This window comes from Streptomyces humidus (assembly GCF_014649655.1).
Classification (GTDB): Bacteria; Actinomycetota; Actinomycetes; order Streptomycetales; family Streptomycetaceae; genus Streptomyces; species Streptomyces humidus.
In genome coordinates this window covers 1-13,046 of the sequence record NZ_BMTL01000075.1, presented here as the reverse complement: position 1 = coordinate 13,046, position 13,046 = coordinate 1, and the positions used below count along the sequence as shown (strand labels likewise).

The 13,046-nt window shown below is 68.7% G+C and carries 8 protein-coding genes and 2 pseudogenes; 5 read left to right on the top strand and 5 right to left on the bottom strand.

The window, feature by feature from the left end; translation table 11 throughout:
• From IE239_RS40600 to IE239_RS40580, 5 genes are all read left to right on the top strand, one after another.
• On the top strand, positions 1-2,778 hold a 2,778-nt coding region (locus IE239_RS40600), incomplete at its 5' end, for a thioesterase domain-containing protein (protein WP_229878784.1).
• Between the two features lie 29 nt (positions 2,779-2,807).
• Complete coding sequence (locus tag IE239_RS40595) at positions 2,808-4,082, top strand: cytochrome P450 (RefSeq protein ID WP_190154468.1); 1,275 nt, start codon at positions 2,808-2,810, stop codon at positions 4,080-4,082.
• Between the two features lie 10 nt (positions 4,083-4,092).
• Complete coding sequence (locus IE239_RS40590; protein ID WP_308435461.1) at positions 4,093-4,320, top strand: ferredoxin; 228 nt, start codon at positions 4,093-4,095, stop codon at positions 4,318-4,320.
• Entirely contained in the window at positions 4,313-5,227 is a 915-nt protein-coding gene (locus IE239_RS40585) for a hypothetical protein (RefSeq protein WP_190154467.1), read from the top strand. The genes IE239_RS40590 and IE239_RS40585 overlap by 8 nt, the downstream gene beginning before the upstream one ends.
• A gap of 132 nt (positions 5,228-5,359) precedes the next feature.
• The gene (locus tag IE239_RS40580) at positions 5,360-6,541 is read left to right on the top strand and encodes a serine hydrolase domain-containing protein (RefSeq protein ID WP_190154466.1); all 1,182 of its coding nucleotides are present in this window, start codon (positions 5,360-5,362) and stop codon (positions 6,539-6,541) included.
• 24 nt (positions 6,542-6,565) lie between these two features.
• Here IE239_RS40580 and IE239_RS40575 read toward each other — a convergent pair whose 3' ends face one another.
• The 5 genes and pseudogenes from IE239_RS40575 to IE239_RS40555 form a co-directional block, all read right to left on the bottom strand.
• Complete coding sequence (locus IE239_RS40575; RefSeq protein WP_229878783.1) at positions 6,566-9,430, bottom strand: helix-turn-helix transcriptional regulator; 2,865 nt, start codon at positions 9,428-9,430, stop codon at positions 6,566-6,568.
• Between the two features lie 256 nt (positions 9,431-9,686).
• Entirely contained in the window at positions 9,687-10,577 is an 891-nt protein-coding gene (locus IE239_RS40570) for a transposase (protein WP_268254568.1), read from the bottom strand.
• 126 nt (positions 10,578-10,703) lie between these two features.
• Complete coding sequence (locus IE239_RS40565; protein ID WP_229878779.1) at positions 10,704-11,708, bottom strand: group II intron reverse transcriptase/maturase; 1,005 nt, start codon at positions 11,706-11,708, stop codon at positions 10,704-10,706.
• Between the two features lie 83 nt (positions 11,709-11,791).
• Positions 11,792-11,959, bottom strand: a pseudogene (locus tag IE239_RS42830) (ISKra4 family transposase); the annotation flags it as partial.
• Positions 11,960-12,318: 359 nt separating this feature from the next.
• Positions 12,319-12,885 (bottom strand): annotated as a pseudogene (locus tag IE239_RS40555) (transposase); the annotation flags it as partial.
• Between the last annotated feature and the right edge of the window lie 161 nt (positions 12,886-13,046).

Here is a 13,046-nt window from a genome sequence, read left to right as displayed (position 1 = left end):
GTGGAGATCGGCCCGGACGCGGCGCTGACTCCGATGGTTCAGCAGACGCTGCCCGAGGCGGTCTGCTTCCCGTTGCAGCGGGCGGGTCAGGACGAGCCGTTCACCTTGCTGTCCCGGCTGGGCCAGGCGTATGAGGACGGGCTGACCGTCGACTGGACCGCGCTCATCCCCGAGGCCGCCCCCGTCGACCTGCCCACCTACCCCTTCCAACACCAACGCTACTGGCCGTCGGCCCCCGTGACGGATCCGATGTCGGTGGCCGTCGACCCGGCGGAGGCGGCCTTCTGGACGGCGGTTACCGCGGAGGACATCGCCGCCCTCGGGGAGACGCTGGGTGGTCCGCTGGACGAGGTGTGGGAGCAGGTGCTGCCGGTACTTTCGGGCTGGCGCAGGGACCAGCAGGATCGCCGGGCCCTGGACGGACTGCGCTACCGGATGTCCTGGCAGCGGCTGTCGGTGTCCACGGGACCCTTGCTCCCGGCTCGCCGCTGGCTGCTGCTCGGTCCCGCGTTGCCCGCGCTGGAGGAGGCGTTCACGGCGCGCGGCCTCAGCGTCGAGACGCTGCCGGCGGACGCGGAACCGGCCGCGCTGCGCGACGTCGCAGACAGCGGGTTGGTCGGTGGCGTGGTGGTGTTGCCGAGCATCGACCCGGCTGCCCGGGCCGCACTCGCCGAATCCGTGGTGAACGCCGGCATCCAGGCTCCGCAATGGACCCTGACCATGACTGGGGTCGCTGTCACCCACGACGAGGTGGTGGATCCCGAGGCCGCCGCGCTCTGGGGACAGGGACGTGTTCTCGCCGTCGAGGCCGCCAGGTGGTGGGGCGGCATGGTCGATGTACCGGCCGATGCCGGACCGAGGGCCTGGGCCGACGCCGTGTCCGTGCTGCTCGGCGAGGTCCACGCGCCTGGCGACGGACCGGACGTCCGCGAGAGCGAGGTGGCCCTGCGGTCCGACGGCGCCTACGCACCTCGACTCGTCCGGGTGGTGGGCCCCCCGGACACCGACTGGACACCCGCAGGCACCGTTGTCACCGTCTTCGGCCCCCACGCCGATCCCGAACTGACGGCACAGGGAGTCGGGCTGGTGACCGACCTGCTGGACCGGGGAGCTGAGCGTGTGCTGGTCGTGGGCGGTCCGGACGACATGGACGAGCGGGCCGAGCGCCTGGACTTCCTCGCGGACACCCCCGAGGACCTCGGCACCGCCGTGGGGGTTGGCCTGGACGGGGCTGGAGCGGCGGTGCTCGACGAGGCGTTCGCGTCCAGGCCGCTCACTGCGTTCGTCCTGCTCGCCTCCGCCGCATCCCTCTGGGGCGAGCCCGGCCGGTCCGCGGAGGCCATCGCGCTGTCCGCCCAGGAGAGCGTCGTACGGCGTCGGCGGGAGCAGGGCCGCCCGGGCAGCCTGGTGGCCCTGGGCTCTCTGCCCCCACGTGTTCGGCTCACCGCACTCGCGGACGCGGTGGTGACCGGCGGGGACACTGTCTTCCTCGCCGACGACGTGGACTGGGCCTCCTTCGGGCCGCGCTTCACCGAGCTTCGGGCCGGTGCCGGCGCCCTGCTCGCGGCGCTGCCCGAAGCATGGCGGCGGGAGCAAGCCGAGGAGACCCCCGGCAGGGCGGCCCCCAACCTTCGGCTGCTCCTCGCGGCTCTCGATGAGCCCGAGCGGACCCAGGCCGCGCTGGACGTGGTCCGCGAGCACGCAGCGGCGGTCCTCGGGCACGGCTCGATGGACGGACTCACCGCAGACCGCGATCTCCCGTCGATGGGCTTTGACTCCCTCATGGCCGCCGACTTCGCCACCCGGCTGAGCAAGGCGTCCGGAGTTCGGCTGCCCGCCTCGGTGATCTACGACTACACCGATCTCGGGGCCCTCGCCGCACACCTGACCGAGCGGCTGACAGACAGCGCCGGTACGGCGGAGCGGCCCGCGACCACCGGAGCGGGGACCCTCGCCGCGCTGTTTAAGCAGGCGTACGCCGAGCAGAAGTACGAGGTCGGGCAGGAACTCGTGGGCGCCGCCGCCCAGTTGCGGGAAACGTTCGACGAGGAAGGGTACGAGCGGGTCGCCACCACGCCGATCCGGATGGCCCCCGGCGACAAGGCCCCGACGATCATCTGCTTCCCGGCGTTCACCGCCGTGGGTGGACCCCAGGAGTACGCCCGGTTCGCCACCGCACTGGGCGGCTACCACGAAGTGCTGGTGGTCAACGAGCCGGGATTCGTCGCCGGGGAGCCGGTCCCCGCGTCCCTGGACGCGCTGGTTGCTCTGCACGTGGCGACGGTGCAGAAGATCGCTGCCGACGGCCCGTTCGTGATGCTCGGCAGGTCCGGCGGCGGCTGGATCGCACACGCCGTGACCCGGCGCCTGGAAGAACTCGGCGTCCGCCCCGAGGCTTTGGTGCTGCTCGACACGTACAACGGGCCCGAGCACACCGCGTCGAAGACCATGGCGACCAAACTGGTCGAGCAGATGCTGCGCCGGGACGGCCTGTTCGCTGAGATCGACGACGCCCGGCTGACCGCGATGGGCGCCTACACCCGGTTCTTCATGGGCTGGAAGCCGACGAGCGTCGAGACCGAGACGGTGTTCCTGCGCGCCGAACTCCCCTTCGACGACGAACTGGTGGGCGCCTTCGACACTCCGGAGGGCTGGCGTGCAACCTGGGACTTCCCGCACGTCCTGATCAACGTGCCCGGCGACCACTTCACGATGCTGGAGGGCCGCTCCGACACCACGGCGGACGCCCTGCGCGCCTGGCTCACCGCCCGTAGCTGACCCCGAACAGGCAACAGAACAGGATTTCCATGTCCCCTGACCCTGCTCCGACGGGCACGGCGACTCCGTCGGCAGACACTCCCCAGCAGACGTTCCCCGTGCGCCGCAGTTGCCCCTACGGGCCTCCGTCCGTCTATGCCGACCTGCGGGACGAGGCCCCCCTGACCCGGGTCCGTCTGCCCAACGGGGCCGAGGCATGGATCGTCACCGGGTACGCCGAGGTACGCGCCCTACTCACCGACTCTCGGGTCAGCGCGGAGAGCGTTCGTCCCGGTTTCCCCATTCTGCGCGCCCCCGACAAGGCCCCTGCCGGGGATGCGTCTGCGGCTGCGGCCGGTCCACCGCTGCGGATCAGCAACCGTCTCGACGAGATGGACCCGCCCGGGCACACCCGCTTCCGCAAGATGCTCATCCCCGAATTCACCCACCGTCGGGTCAAGGACCTTGCCCCGAAGATCGAAGCGGTCATCGATGGCATCCTCGACGAGGTGCTGGACCTCGACCCGCCCGTCGACCTGGTGCGAAGGTTCACGCTGGCACTGCCTGCCCGGGTGATCTGTGAACTGCTCGGCGTCCCCTACGCCGACCACGAGTTCTTCCAGCAACGTGCGTCACTCGCACTGGGCCTGGCCACGTCGGAGACGCAGGGCAGGCAGGCGTTCGCCGACGTGGTGCGCTACCTGGACGAACTGATCGCCAAGAAGATCACCGACCCGAGCGACGACCTGATCGGCCGCCTTTACAGCGCGTACGGCGAGTCGGACGGTCTCACCCACAAGGAACTCGTCGGTCTGGCTTTCCAGCTTCTGATCGCCGGACACGAGACCACGGCGAACATGATGGCGCTCGGCGTGGTGACCCTGCTGGAACACCCAGAGCGGATTCCCGAGCTACTGGCCGACCCGGGCGCCCTCGACCTGGCCGTGGAGGAGCTGCTGCGCTACCACTCCATCGCCGACATCGTGCCGCGCCGCGTCGCCAAGGAGGACATCGAGGTCGGCGGGCACACGGTCCGGGCCGGCGAAGGCCTGGTCCTGCTGCTGGGCGGGGCCAACCACGACCCGGCGGTCTTCGCCGAGCCGGGCGTCTTCGACCCGGCCCGGGGCGCCCGTCACCACGTCGCCTTCGGTTACGGCATGCACCAGTGCGTGGCCCAGAACCTGGCCCGCGCCGAACTCTCCATCGGCCTGCGCCGACTCTTTCACCGCATTCCGGGACTGCGACTCGATCGTCCCGTTGACACGCTGCGCTTCAAATACGACAGCGTCATGTTCGGCCTGCATGAACTGCCCGTCACTTGGTGAGGAACACCACATGAATGCAATCGAGATCGAGGTCGACACCGACCGGTGCGTCGGCGGAGGACAGTGCGTGATCGTCGCACCCGAGATCTTCGGCCAGGGTGACGACGGCATCGTGACGGTCCTGCGTCTGCCCCGGCCCGACGAGGTTGCCGCGGTGCGCGAAGCGGTTGTCCTCTGCCCGGGCGCGGTCCTCGCCCTGCACGGCGCGGACGAGGAGAGCGCCCCCGACGGTGGCTGACGAGCCTGAGCCGGACGAGCGGACGGCCGGCGCCGTGACGGTCACCGTCGGCGGTGAGGTGATGGTCATGCGGTACGACGACCTGATCGACGACGGCGTCGAGATCCCGCTGTACTGCCCGGTCTGCGGCCGTACTGCCGGAATCACCCTGCACGCTGAGGGCCGTACGGCCCGGCTCGCCTGTCCCTGCGGTCATGCCTGGTCCGATCCGGCGGTGGCCGCCTGCGGGGTACGGCAGTTGCTGCACCTGCGCGGCGACCGCTTCCCCGGCACCAGGGTTCGTGCCGTACTGCTCCCCCGCATCGAGGAGCCGACGGAGCCGGAGAGGCCGACCTCAGAGCCGCCGACATCCCTCCTGAAGTGGGAGGACCTGGTGCTGCGAAACTTCGGTCGACCTGCTCTGACCGGTTGCCTCGACGCGGCGGCCGGGCTCACGTCCTGGGCCCTGCCCACCGACGGCCTGCTGTACGAGCGGCTGTATCCGCCGGCCGGAGGCAATGCCGTGGACGCCCATATGACGGTCGTGTCGGTGGCCCTCGCGCTGTACAGGGCCGGGTACGGTCACGGCGTCGCCCGGCCCACCGACGTCCGGCTGGACGACGTGGCCGCCCTGCTGCGGCCCGGCTCCGAAGCGGCGTTGCGCGGCCTGCGCCCAGCCGGGCTTCCCGGCGTCGGTGGACAGTTGCGGCTCACCGACGCCCACCGCCTCCGGACGGCCTCCGACCGGGTGTGGTCCAGGTGGATGTGGGCCGCCCGGCGCGTCGTCGCTCTGAACACCACCGTGGCCGAGGCCCCGGCCGGGACCGTGGCTGAACGCCACCCGTACCTCCCGGACATCGCGGCGGGCTCCGTCTGGTATCAGCCCGTGTCCGAGCCCCCGAATGTGGGGTCAATAAGGGGTCGTTAGCGGTGTCGCCGAGGAATCGGAATCCCTAGGCTCGGAGCGGAAGAACGAAGTTCGCTTATCTCTCTTACCGCGAGTATTACTCTTATCGTAAGTTATCGGGCATTTCGACTGCCCGGGCAAAGGGAGGAATACATGGCCGACCTTGATATCAAGGGCAGCTTCCATCCAGATTTCGTCAAGGTGCGGGACGCGTTCGCCGCGAACTTCACCGAACGAGGTGACCTCGGCGCGGCGGTCTGTGTGTACCGGCACGGCGAGCGGGTGGTCGACCTGTGGGCGGGCGAGGCGGATCACACAACGGGTCGGCCGTGGACAGAGGACACGCTCCAACTGCTGTTCTCCACCACCAAAGCGGTCACCGCGACCTGCGTCCACGTACTGCGTGACCGTGGCCTGATCGACTACGACGCTCCGGTGGCCGACTACTGGCCGGAGTTCGCCGCCGAGGGCAAGGGGAACATCCCGGTGCGCTGGCTGCTGGCCCATGCGGCCGGCCTGCCCGTCCTCGACGCCTCGGTGACGCCCGAGCAAGCGTTGGCCACCCGGCCGGTGGTCGAGGCGATCGCCCGCCAGCGGCCGGTGTGGGAGCCCGGCTCCGAGCACGGGCTGCACATCCTGACCTACGGTTGGCTCGTCGGGGAGTTGGTCCGTCGGGTCTCCGGCCGGTCGATCGGCGTGTTCTTCGCCGAGGAGATCGCGGCCCCACTCGGCCTCGACTTCTGGTTGGGTCTACCCACCGAGGCCTGGCCGCGCGCCAGCCGCTCCGCGGAGCGTGACTACGACCCGACCGGGGTCGACATCGACGCGCTGCCCCAGGTGCTCAAGCCGATGCTCGCCGCGCTCTCCGACCCCGACTCTCTCACCCAGCGGGCCTATCGCGTGGTCCAGCCGCCCCTCGACTACGGCAGTCCGGAGGTCGCCCATGGTGAGGTTCCGTCGGTGAACGGCATGGCCACCGCCCGTTCCCTGGCACGGTTCTACGCCGCGCTGATCGGCGAGGTCGACGGGGTGCGGCTGCTGTCTCCGGAGACACTGGCGCTGGCCACAGCCGAGCAGTTCGACGGTATCGACCGAATCCTTCAGCTTCCCTCCCGCGTGGCCATGGGCTTCGACCTGCCCTGGAAGGAGGAGTTCACGGCCGACGTCTTCGGTGGCCCCCGCTCCTTCGGCCATGCCGGCTACGGTGGCCCGGGTGCTTTCGCGGACCCCGACAACGGGATCGGCTTCGGGTACGTGACGAGCCTGCATGCCTACAGCCTGAGGGGAAACGAGCGGGCAGGGGCGCTGGCGGAGGCGGTGCGCGCCTCGGTGTGAGGGCGGAACGGCCCATGCCGTCGGTCAGTGCTCGCACTCCAGTACCGACGACATGGTGGCCGCAAGTTCGCTGCGGCTTTTGACTTTCAGCTTTCGGTAGATTCGGGTCAGATGCTGTTCCACCGTGCTGACGGTCACGAACAGCTTGGACGCGATCTCCCGGTTGCTGTAGCCGACGGCTGCCAGCCCCGCCACCCGCAGTTCGGCCTGGCTCAGTGAAGCGACATCCGACCGGGAGGCCGGCAAGGCGGCCAGACCAACGCCGGGGACCCGCCGGGCGGCAGGTGAGGAGAGGACCTGAGGCACCGGGTCCGCGGGGTTGATGTCGCCCAGCCGCTCGCGCACGATGTTCTCGCTGCCGGTGGCCTGGGCGGCGATGAGAGCCCGACGGGTCAGCGCCCGGCCGGTCTTGGGATCGCCGAGGGAGTAGTAGGTGCGGGCCAGGTCCACCTGCACACGGGCGAGTCCCACCCGGTTGCCGAGGCCTTCCAGCAGATCGGCGATCTTCCGCAGTAACGGCAGCCGTTGCTTGGCCGACTGGGTCTGGGCGATGACGTACGAGGCCTCCAGTTTGCCGGGCGTGCCTTCCTCGCCCGGTTGCGCGAGCACTTCCTCCGCCAGGTGCACGGCTTGCTCCTGGCGGCCGAGAGCGAGGCAGGCGGCCGCCGCCCCCGCCTGCCACGAACACAGCAGGTCATCGCCTCCGCCTAGGCGTTCCTGGAGCCGCCGCATGGAGTGGAATCTCTGCAGGGCCGCGCCGGGGTTCTTGGCCATTAGGTGGTGGTGGGCGGACGCGTAGGCGTACCGCTTGCCGAAGTGCGACGAGTGGCCGCTGGGGGGGACCGGCACGCTGAGGACTTCAGCAGCGTCGTCGTGCTTGCCCTGTAGGGACAGTGCGAGGACGAGCACTCCCAACGGCAGCCCCACCAGCGCTCCCCAGTTCTGCGGCTGCACGAGCGAGGCCCGGGCGTGTGTCTCCGCCGTCGGGAGGTCGCCCTGGGCGAACGCGCTGACGGCCCGCAGAAGGTTCAGCAGCATCCGGTGGAAGGGGCTGAGGCCGTCCGTCTTTCGGGAGGAGAACAGGGAGTCCACGTAGGGAAGAGCGGGGAGTGCCGAGGAAGCGTCGCACAGCAGCCGGAGCGTCTGAAAAGCCCAGTCGAGTGTGGGGATGGTGGTCGGGTCCTCGCCGTGCCACGCCTTCGCCAGACTGTCGGCCTTTTGGGCCCGGGCCCGGTGAGTGTCGGCGGTCTCGGCGCCGGATTCGCACAAGAGCGGGAGGTCGAAGGCCAGCGGGGCCGCTCCTGACACATGCCCGGGAGGGACAGGCGGCCCGTCCTGGGGTAGTGCTCCATAGCACTTCCGCAGCAGAGCCAGCTGCATGTCGAGAAGTTGTGGGTCTTCGTCGTGGCGTTCGAGCAGCAGGGCGAGCAGGTCGCCCGTTTCCGACAAGCGGCCGTGCCAGGCCAGCATGTGTACCAGGAACAACATGGCGGACGTACGCAGTCGGTCGGCGAGGGCTTCGCTCAGCAGGTCGGTCAGGTGGGAGGAGGCCGCGCAGGTGTCGACCATCCATTTGGTGCAGGTGAGTTGGAACAGGGTCGCCGCGTATACGTTCTGTTCACCCCGGTAGCTGTGGGCGAGTTCGAGGAGGACGACCGCCGTCTGCCAGTCATTCTCGGCGGTCGCCTGTCGGGCCGCCTCACGCAGGACGGTGACTTCCCAAAGAGCGGTCGCACGACCCGTAGCGGCTATCATCCTGGCGATTTCGCAGAGGGGAGCCCCGTGTTGGTAGAGCTGGAGTGCTGCCTGGCGGGTCAGCTCGGCGCGGTGGGTGAAGCTGGGGTCCTGCAGGACGGCGGAGCGGATGCCTGCGGTGCGAAAGTGGTTGCCCACCAGTAGGCCGCTCGTCCTCAGCAGTGCGAGATCGGCGCTGATCGAGTCCGGTGGGGTGTCGCACAGGGTGCTGAGGAAGTCGGCTGGGCGGACCTCTCCCAGGACGGCCACCACACGGGTGGTGCGCCGCAGCGTGTCGGCGTGGGGGGCCGAGAGCATCAGGGCCACCGTGTCGCGCAGCACCGCCCCCTCCACGGGAGCCCAGCGCTCCGGGGGTGTGCCCCGGGAGGCGTTGCTGGTGTCGAGCGCGACAGCCCACAGAAGGCGGGCGTTCCCGCCAGTCTTCTCCAGTGCCGCGCGGACGAACTGCTCGGTGGGCTGGCTGCCGGTGACCTCGTGGATCAGCTGGCGGGCGGTCCGTTCGGTGAGCGGAGACAATTGCAGGACCAGCAGGCGAGGGACCCGCATGAGAGATGTCCCGAGTCCCTGGAGCGCACGCTGGGTGAGACCCGCGCTGCTCAGCACGATGAACACCTTCAGGCGGTTCAGCCGGTTGCAGAGGAACTTTAGGACATTGAGAGAGTGCTGGTCGACGTGATGCGCGTCGTCCACGGCGATGACCACGGGGCCTTGGGTGCCCAGGTCTCTCAGCGCCTTCTCCACTAGCAGCTGGGCCGCGCGCAGCGCGTAGGGCGGGGGCGGGAAGCGAACGGTGCCGGGATGGGACGTGACGATGCCGACGAGTTCTTCCAGTACGGCCGTATTCCCAGCGAATAGTTGTTCAATGACGCCGAAAGGGGTGTCCTGTTCGGTTGCACACCCCGACGCGTACAGGGTGACGACGTCGGCGGCGCGCGTTCTCGCCATGAATTGATTGAGCAGAAATGTGCGACCAGCCCCAGGGAAACCGCGGACTACGACTGCCGTTCCGGTGCGCCCGCAGGATGATTGGAGATGGTTCCAGAGAGTGGACGTCGCTTCTTCGTGGTTCGTCAGCAATGCAGCGTCCCTCGTGGTGGGGGGGAGAGGGGGGTAGCTCCGAGAGCTTGAGGCCATAGCGTTATTGAAAATTATAGTACTCATTCGAGGGGGGCAAGGGATGGCTGGATGATGACATCTTGTGAGATTCTTAACCTCGACCTCGATTCTTCAGCGGGGTTCGGCCGCTGATCGGCTCGTTGGTTCGCCCGTAATGTCCTCGTGTTGTTCGAGGCGGGCCGTCGCGTGACGCTGCGGGTGCGCCGGGTTCCACGGGCCCGGAGTGCTTCTGGTCGTCCTCCTTACTGGTCTTCGTCGGGGCGGTGCCCGGGTGTCAGGTGACGGCCGGGAGGTCGGTGAGCCGCTGCCAGCAGGTGGTGAACGCCATCGCCCAGGGCCAGGTGGAATCGATTCGCAGCCAGCGGCGCCGAGCGTGAGTGGTGAGGCGTGCCGGCAGATGGTAGAGGCGGAAACGCATGGTGTCGGGCTCGGCGTCCGCGAGGTCGTCGATGTCGTGCAGGGCAAGCAGCCGGACCCAGGCGTCCAGATCCGCGGCGAGATTCGCGCCCAGCATCCAACCGCGGTTCATCTCCCAGGACTTGGACGGGAGATTGTGCAGGCCCATGGCCTTGTTCGTGCGGACGCGGTCTTCCACCCCGGCGTGCGAGCGGTGCAGGGCGTCGAGGAACTGGCTCTGGTGGGAGCCGGCGATGCCCCACATGTGGCGGATGTTGGTGGCGGTGATGCTGTAGCGCCAGCCGGTCTTCTTCTCGAAGGCGGTCAGCTTCCCCAGCTGCCGCCCCGACGGTTTGACCCGGCGCACGATCAGCCGCATCCCCTGCGGCCAGCCGTCGCGGGTGTTCAGATCACTCAACTCGGCGACGAAGTAACCCTCCTGGAGATCTCCGTTCTGCTTCAGTGAGGTCTCCCAGGTGCCCTCGGGCAGCTTCGCGATGGCCCGCTCGTCGGCGTCGGTCATCTTCCACCCCACCGAGTAACGCACCGTGCGACGGGCGGTGTTCAGTGCTTCGAGGTGTTCCAGCAGGCCGTGGGTGGCCCCGGCGCCGTCCACCCGGATGAGGATCTTGGCCTGGGAGGAGTGCGGTATCTGGGCCAGCGCGGCGGCCAGGACCCGGACATGGTCGGCCACCGTGTTCGCGCCGGCGTTGCCCGGTCGCAGTTCCATCGCCAGCGATTCGCCCGTGTTCGCGCACCAGGCGGCCAGCGGGGTACCGGTAGGCCACCGGCGAGGTGTCCGCGTGAAGCGCGGACCCTTTTCCGATGGCCCCCGGCCCGAACCGCCCGTGCGGCTTTCACCGCAGGCGGCTCTCCAGCGATCTTCGTGTTTCCGTCAGCCGTCGGCGTGGATGGAGGTGTGACAGTCCCGGCAGGCCACGAGGGCTTTGCGCCGTTTCCTGAGCATCACCGTCACCCATGCCGGATGGGGCTGCCTGCGTTCTGACAGGTCTGTGAGGCTGCGGACGTGGTGGACGGTGAGGCCGTCCGTGCCGCCGCAGACCTCGCAGCGCCCGGCGAGGAGTCTGGAGACCAGCTCTCTGCGCCGGATTACCGCTCCGGTCGGGGACTTGTCGGTGATCAGAGCGGTTCTCTGCCGTCGCAGCGGAATGCCCCCGAACCGTGCGACCAGGGGTTTCCTGCCGGGACGCTCGCTGGTGACCTGCAAGCACACGCGCGGCCCGACCGGGGTGGCGACCTTGGACCGGTACTTGCGGGCCATGGCCGAGACGGTCGAGCGGTGCTTGCCGGCGAGCGTCTTGAGCAGCGAGGTCTCCATGACCCAGTGGAGCTGGGACAGTCGGAAGACGTCGCTGGCGAGCAGGTAGTACTGGACGATGCCCCGGTACTCGGCTCCGTAGGTCCTGACGATGTCCCGGACGGGGGCGGCGAACAGGTCGGAGCGGTGCGCGGGTTGGCTGCGCTTGAGGTAGCGGGAGCAGTAGGCGTTGATCACCGGGATCGGCACACGCAGTCGGATCACGCCATTGACGGACCTGCGCCCGTTGGTGACCTTCGTGCTGCTGTGCTGGACTGTGATCTCGTAGCCGAGGAACCGTGCCGCCCTGGTGCGGGCGTGGGTGATCAGGGTCTTGTCGGGGGACAGTTCGAGCTTGAGGTCGTCTCGCAGGAACTGGGCCAGACGTGCCTTGATCTCCTCGGCTTCGGCCTTGGGTCCGATGAACCCGAGCAGGGTGTCGTCCGCGTAGCGGACGTATCGGAGCCTGCGGTAGTCCGGGTCTCGTGGATCCGAGCTGGGCAGGGACCGTAGCCGCTGGCGCAGTTTCCTGAACTCGGCGTGGTCGCCTCGTTCGTGGGCTCTGCGCATCGCGTAGTACATCCGGTGGTACTCCCGGTTCGGCCGCAGGGAGCGCCCTCGGGTGTATTCCGGGATGGGTGCAGATCCAATGAGGGTGCTGTCGATCAAGCGGTGGGTATGACCTGGTCGCGGTAGCGCGTCTGGTGGTTGCGGATGAACTCCTGCTGCTGGTGCCATGTCCAGTAGGCGTCGAAGTCGCCGTTGGCGCGGACGGCACGCAGCTTGAGCACGGCTTCAGCTCCGGACAGGCCCCAGCGGGCGCCGGTGATGTCGCCCTCGGACTCGCGTCCCGTAGGCGATCCCATGTTCGTCTCCGACGTACGTAACAGCGTGATGTAGGCGCCCCACTCATCCCCTTGAACGCTCTGACCGAGCGTCGCGTCGCCGTCCAGAAGGTGCAGCGACCACACCATCAAGCCGCCACAGACGACGACACCGGCATCGGACGCCTTGCCGGTGGAGTCTTCGTTGCCTCCGCTGGAGATTGGGGTTCAGGCAATCCAGCTTTCGCCATGTCACGCGGGCCCCCTGACGCACCGCCCGCAGCGTCTCGGCACGGCCGCCAGTTTCCTGACATGCTCTTGTCCCGTCACCGTTTCCGGATCGGGTAAGTCATCAGGCCCAGGAACCTCCTTCCAAGTTCCTCCTGGCTCAGCCGGGGATACGTCAGAGCGCCTCATGGCGCACTGGTGGCCGAAGGTCTTCTTCCAGGTCGGGGCTGCGTCCTGCTTGTCCGAGTGCGCGACGACCAGGACCCCGTCCAGGTCCACGGTCACCTGAGCGCCGACGTCCGGAGCACGGTCGTCGGCCAGTTCCCAGACCCGCCTGCGTACTTCGGAACGTGCGGTGCGGATCGCGGTCAGCGCCTTCTCGCCCGAAGCGGCGAGGGTGTGGATCAGGCGGGAGACCGTTGGGTCGGAGGCGACTGGCCCGAACACGGCCGGCTCGGACCGCAGCAGTGCAATGTCGGCGAGGCAGTCCCCGCCGAGTGCGACCGCCAGTGCGAGGTCCACGAGCATCTTGCCGGGGTCGTGGACGGCTCGCGTCTCCGCCATGGGGTCAGGGCTGCGGATATCGCCTGGTCGAGGCCGATCTTGCGGACCGTTTCGACCAGCAGGACCGAACCGGCCTGCGAGACCACGGCTCGGCCGTCATCCCGGACACGGACATGGGGATAGGACCCGATAGGCTGCTTCACCTGGAAAGTGCCTCCGACAGAGGCGGGAACAAGGACCTCAGCAATCCTCATTCTCGCTGGTCAGAGCAATGCCGGTGATTTAGCGCATCAGTGCAGGTAGAGCGCCTACTGATGGTGGTTTTGGGTGGGTAGGCCCCTGGGGTGCATGGGGAGATCCGCCC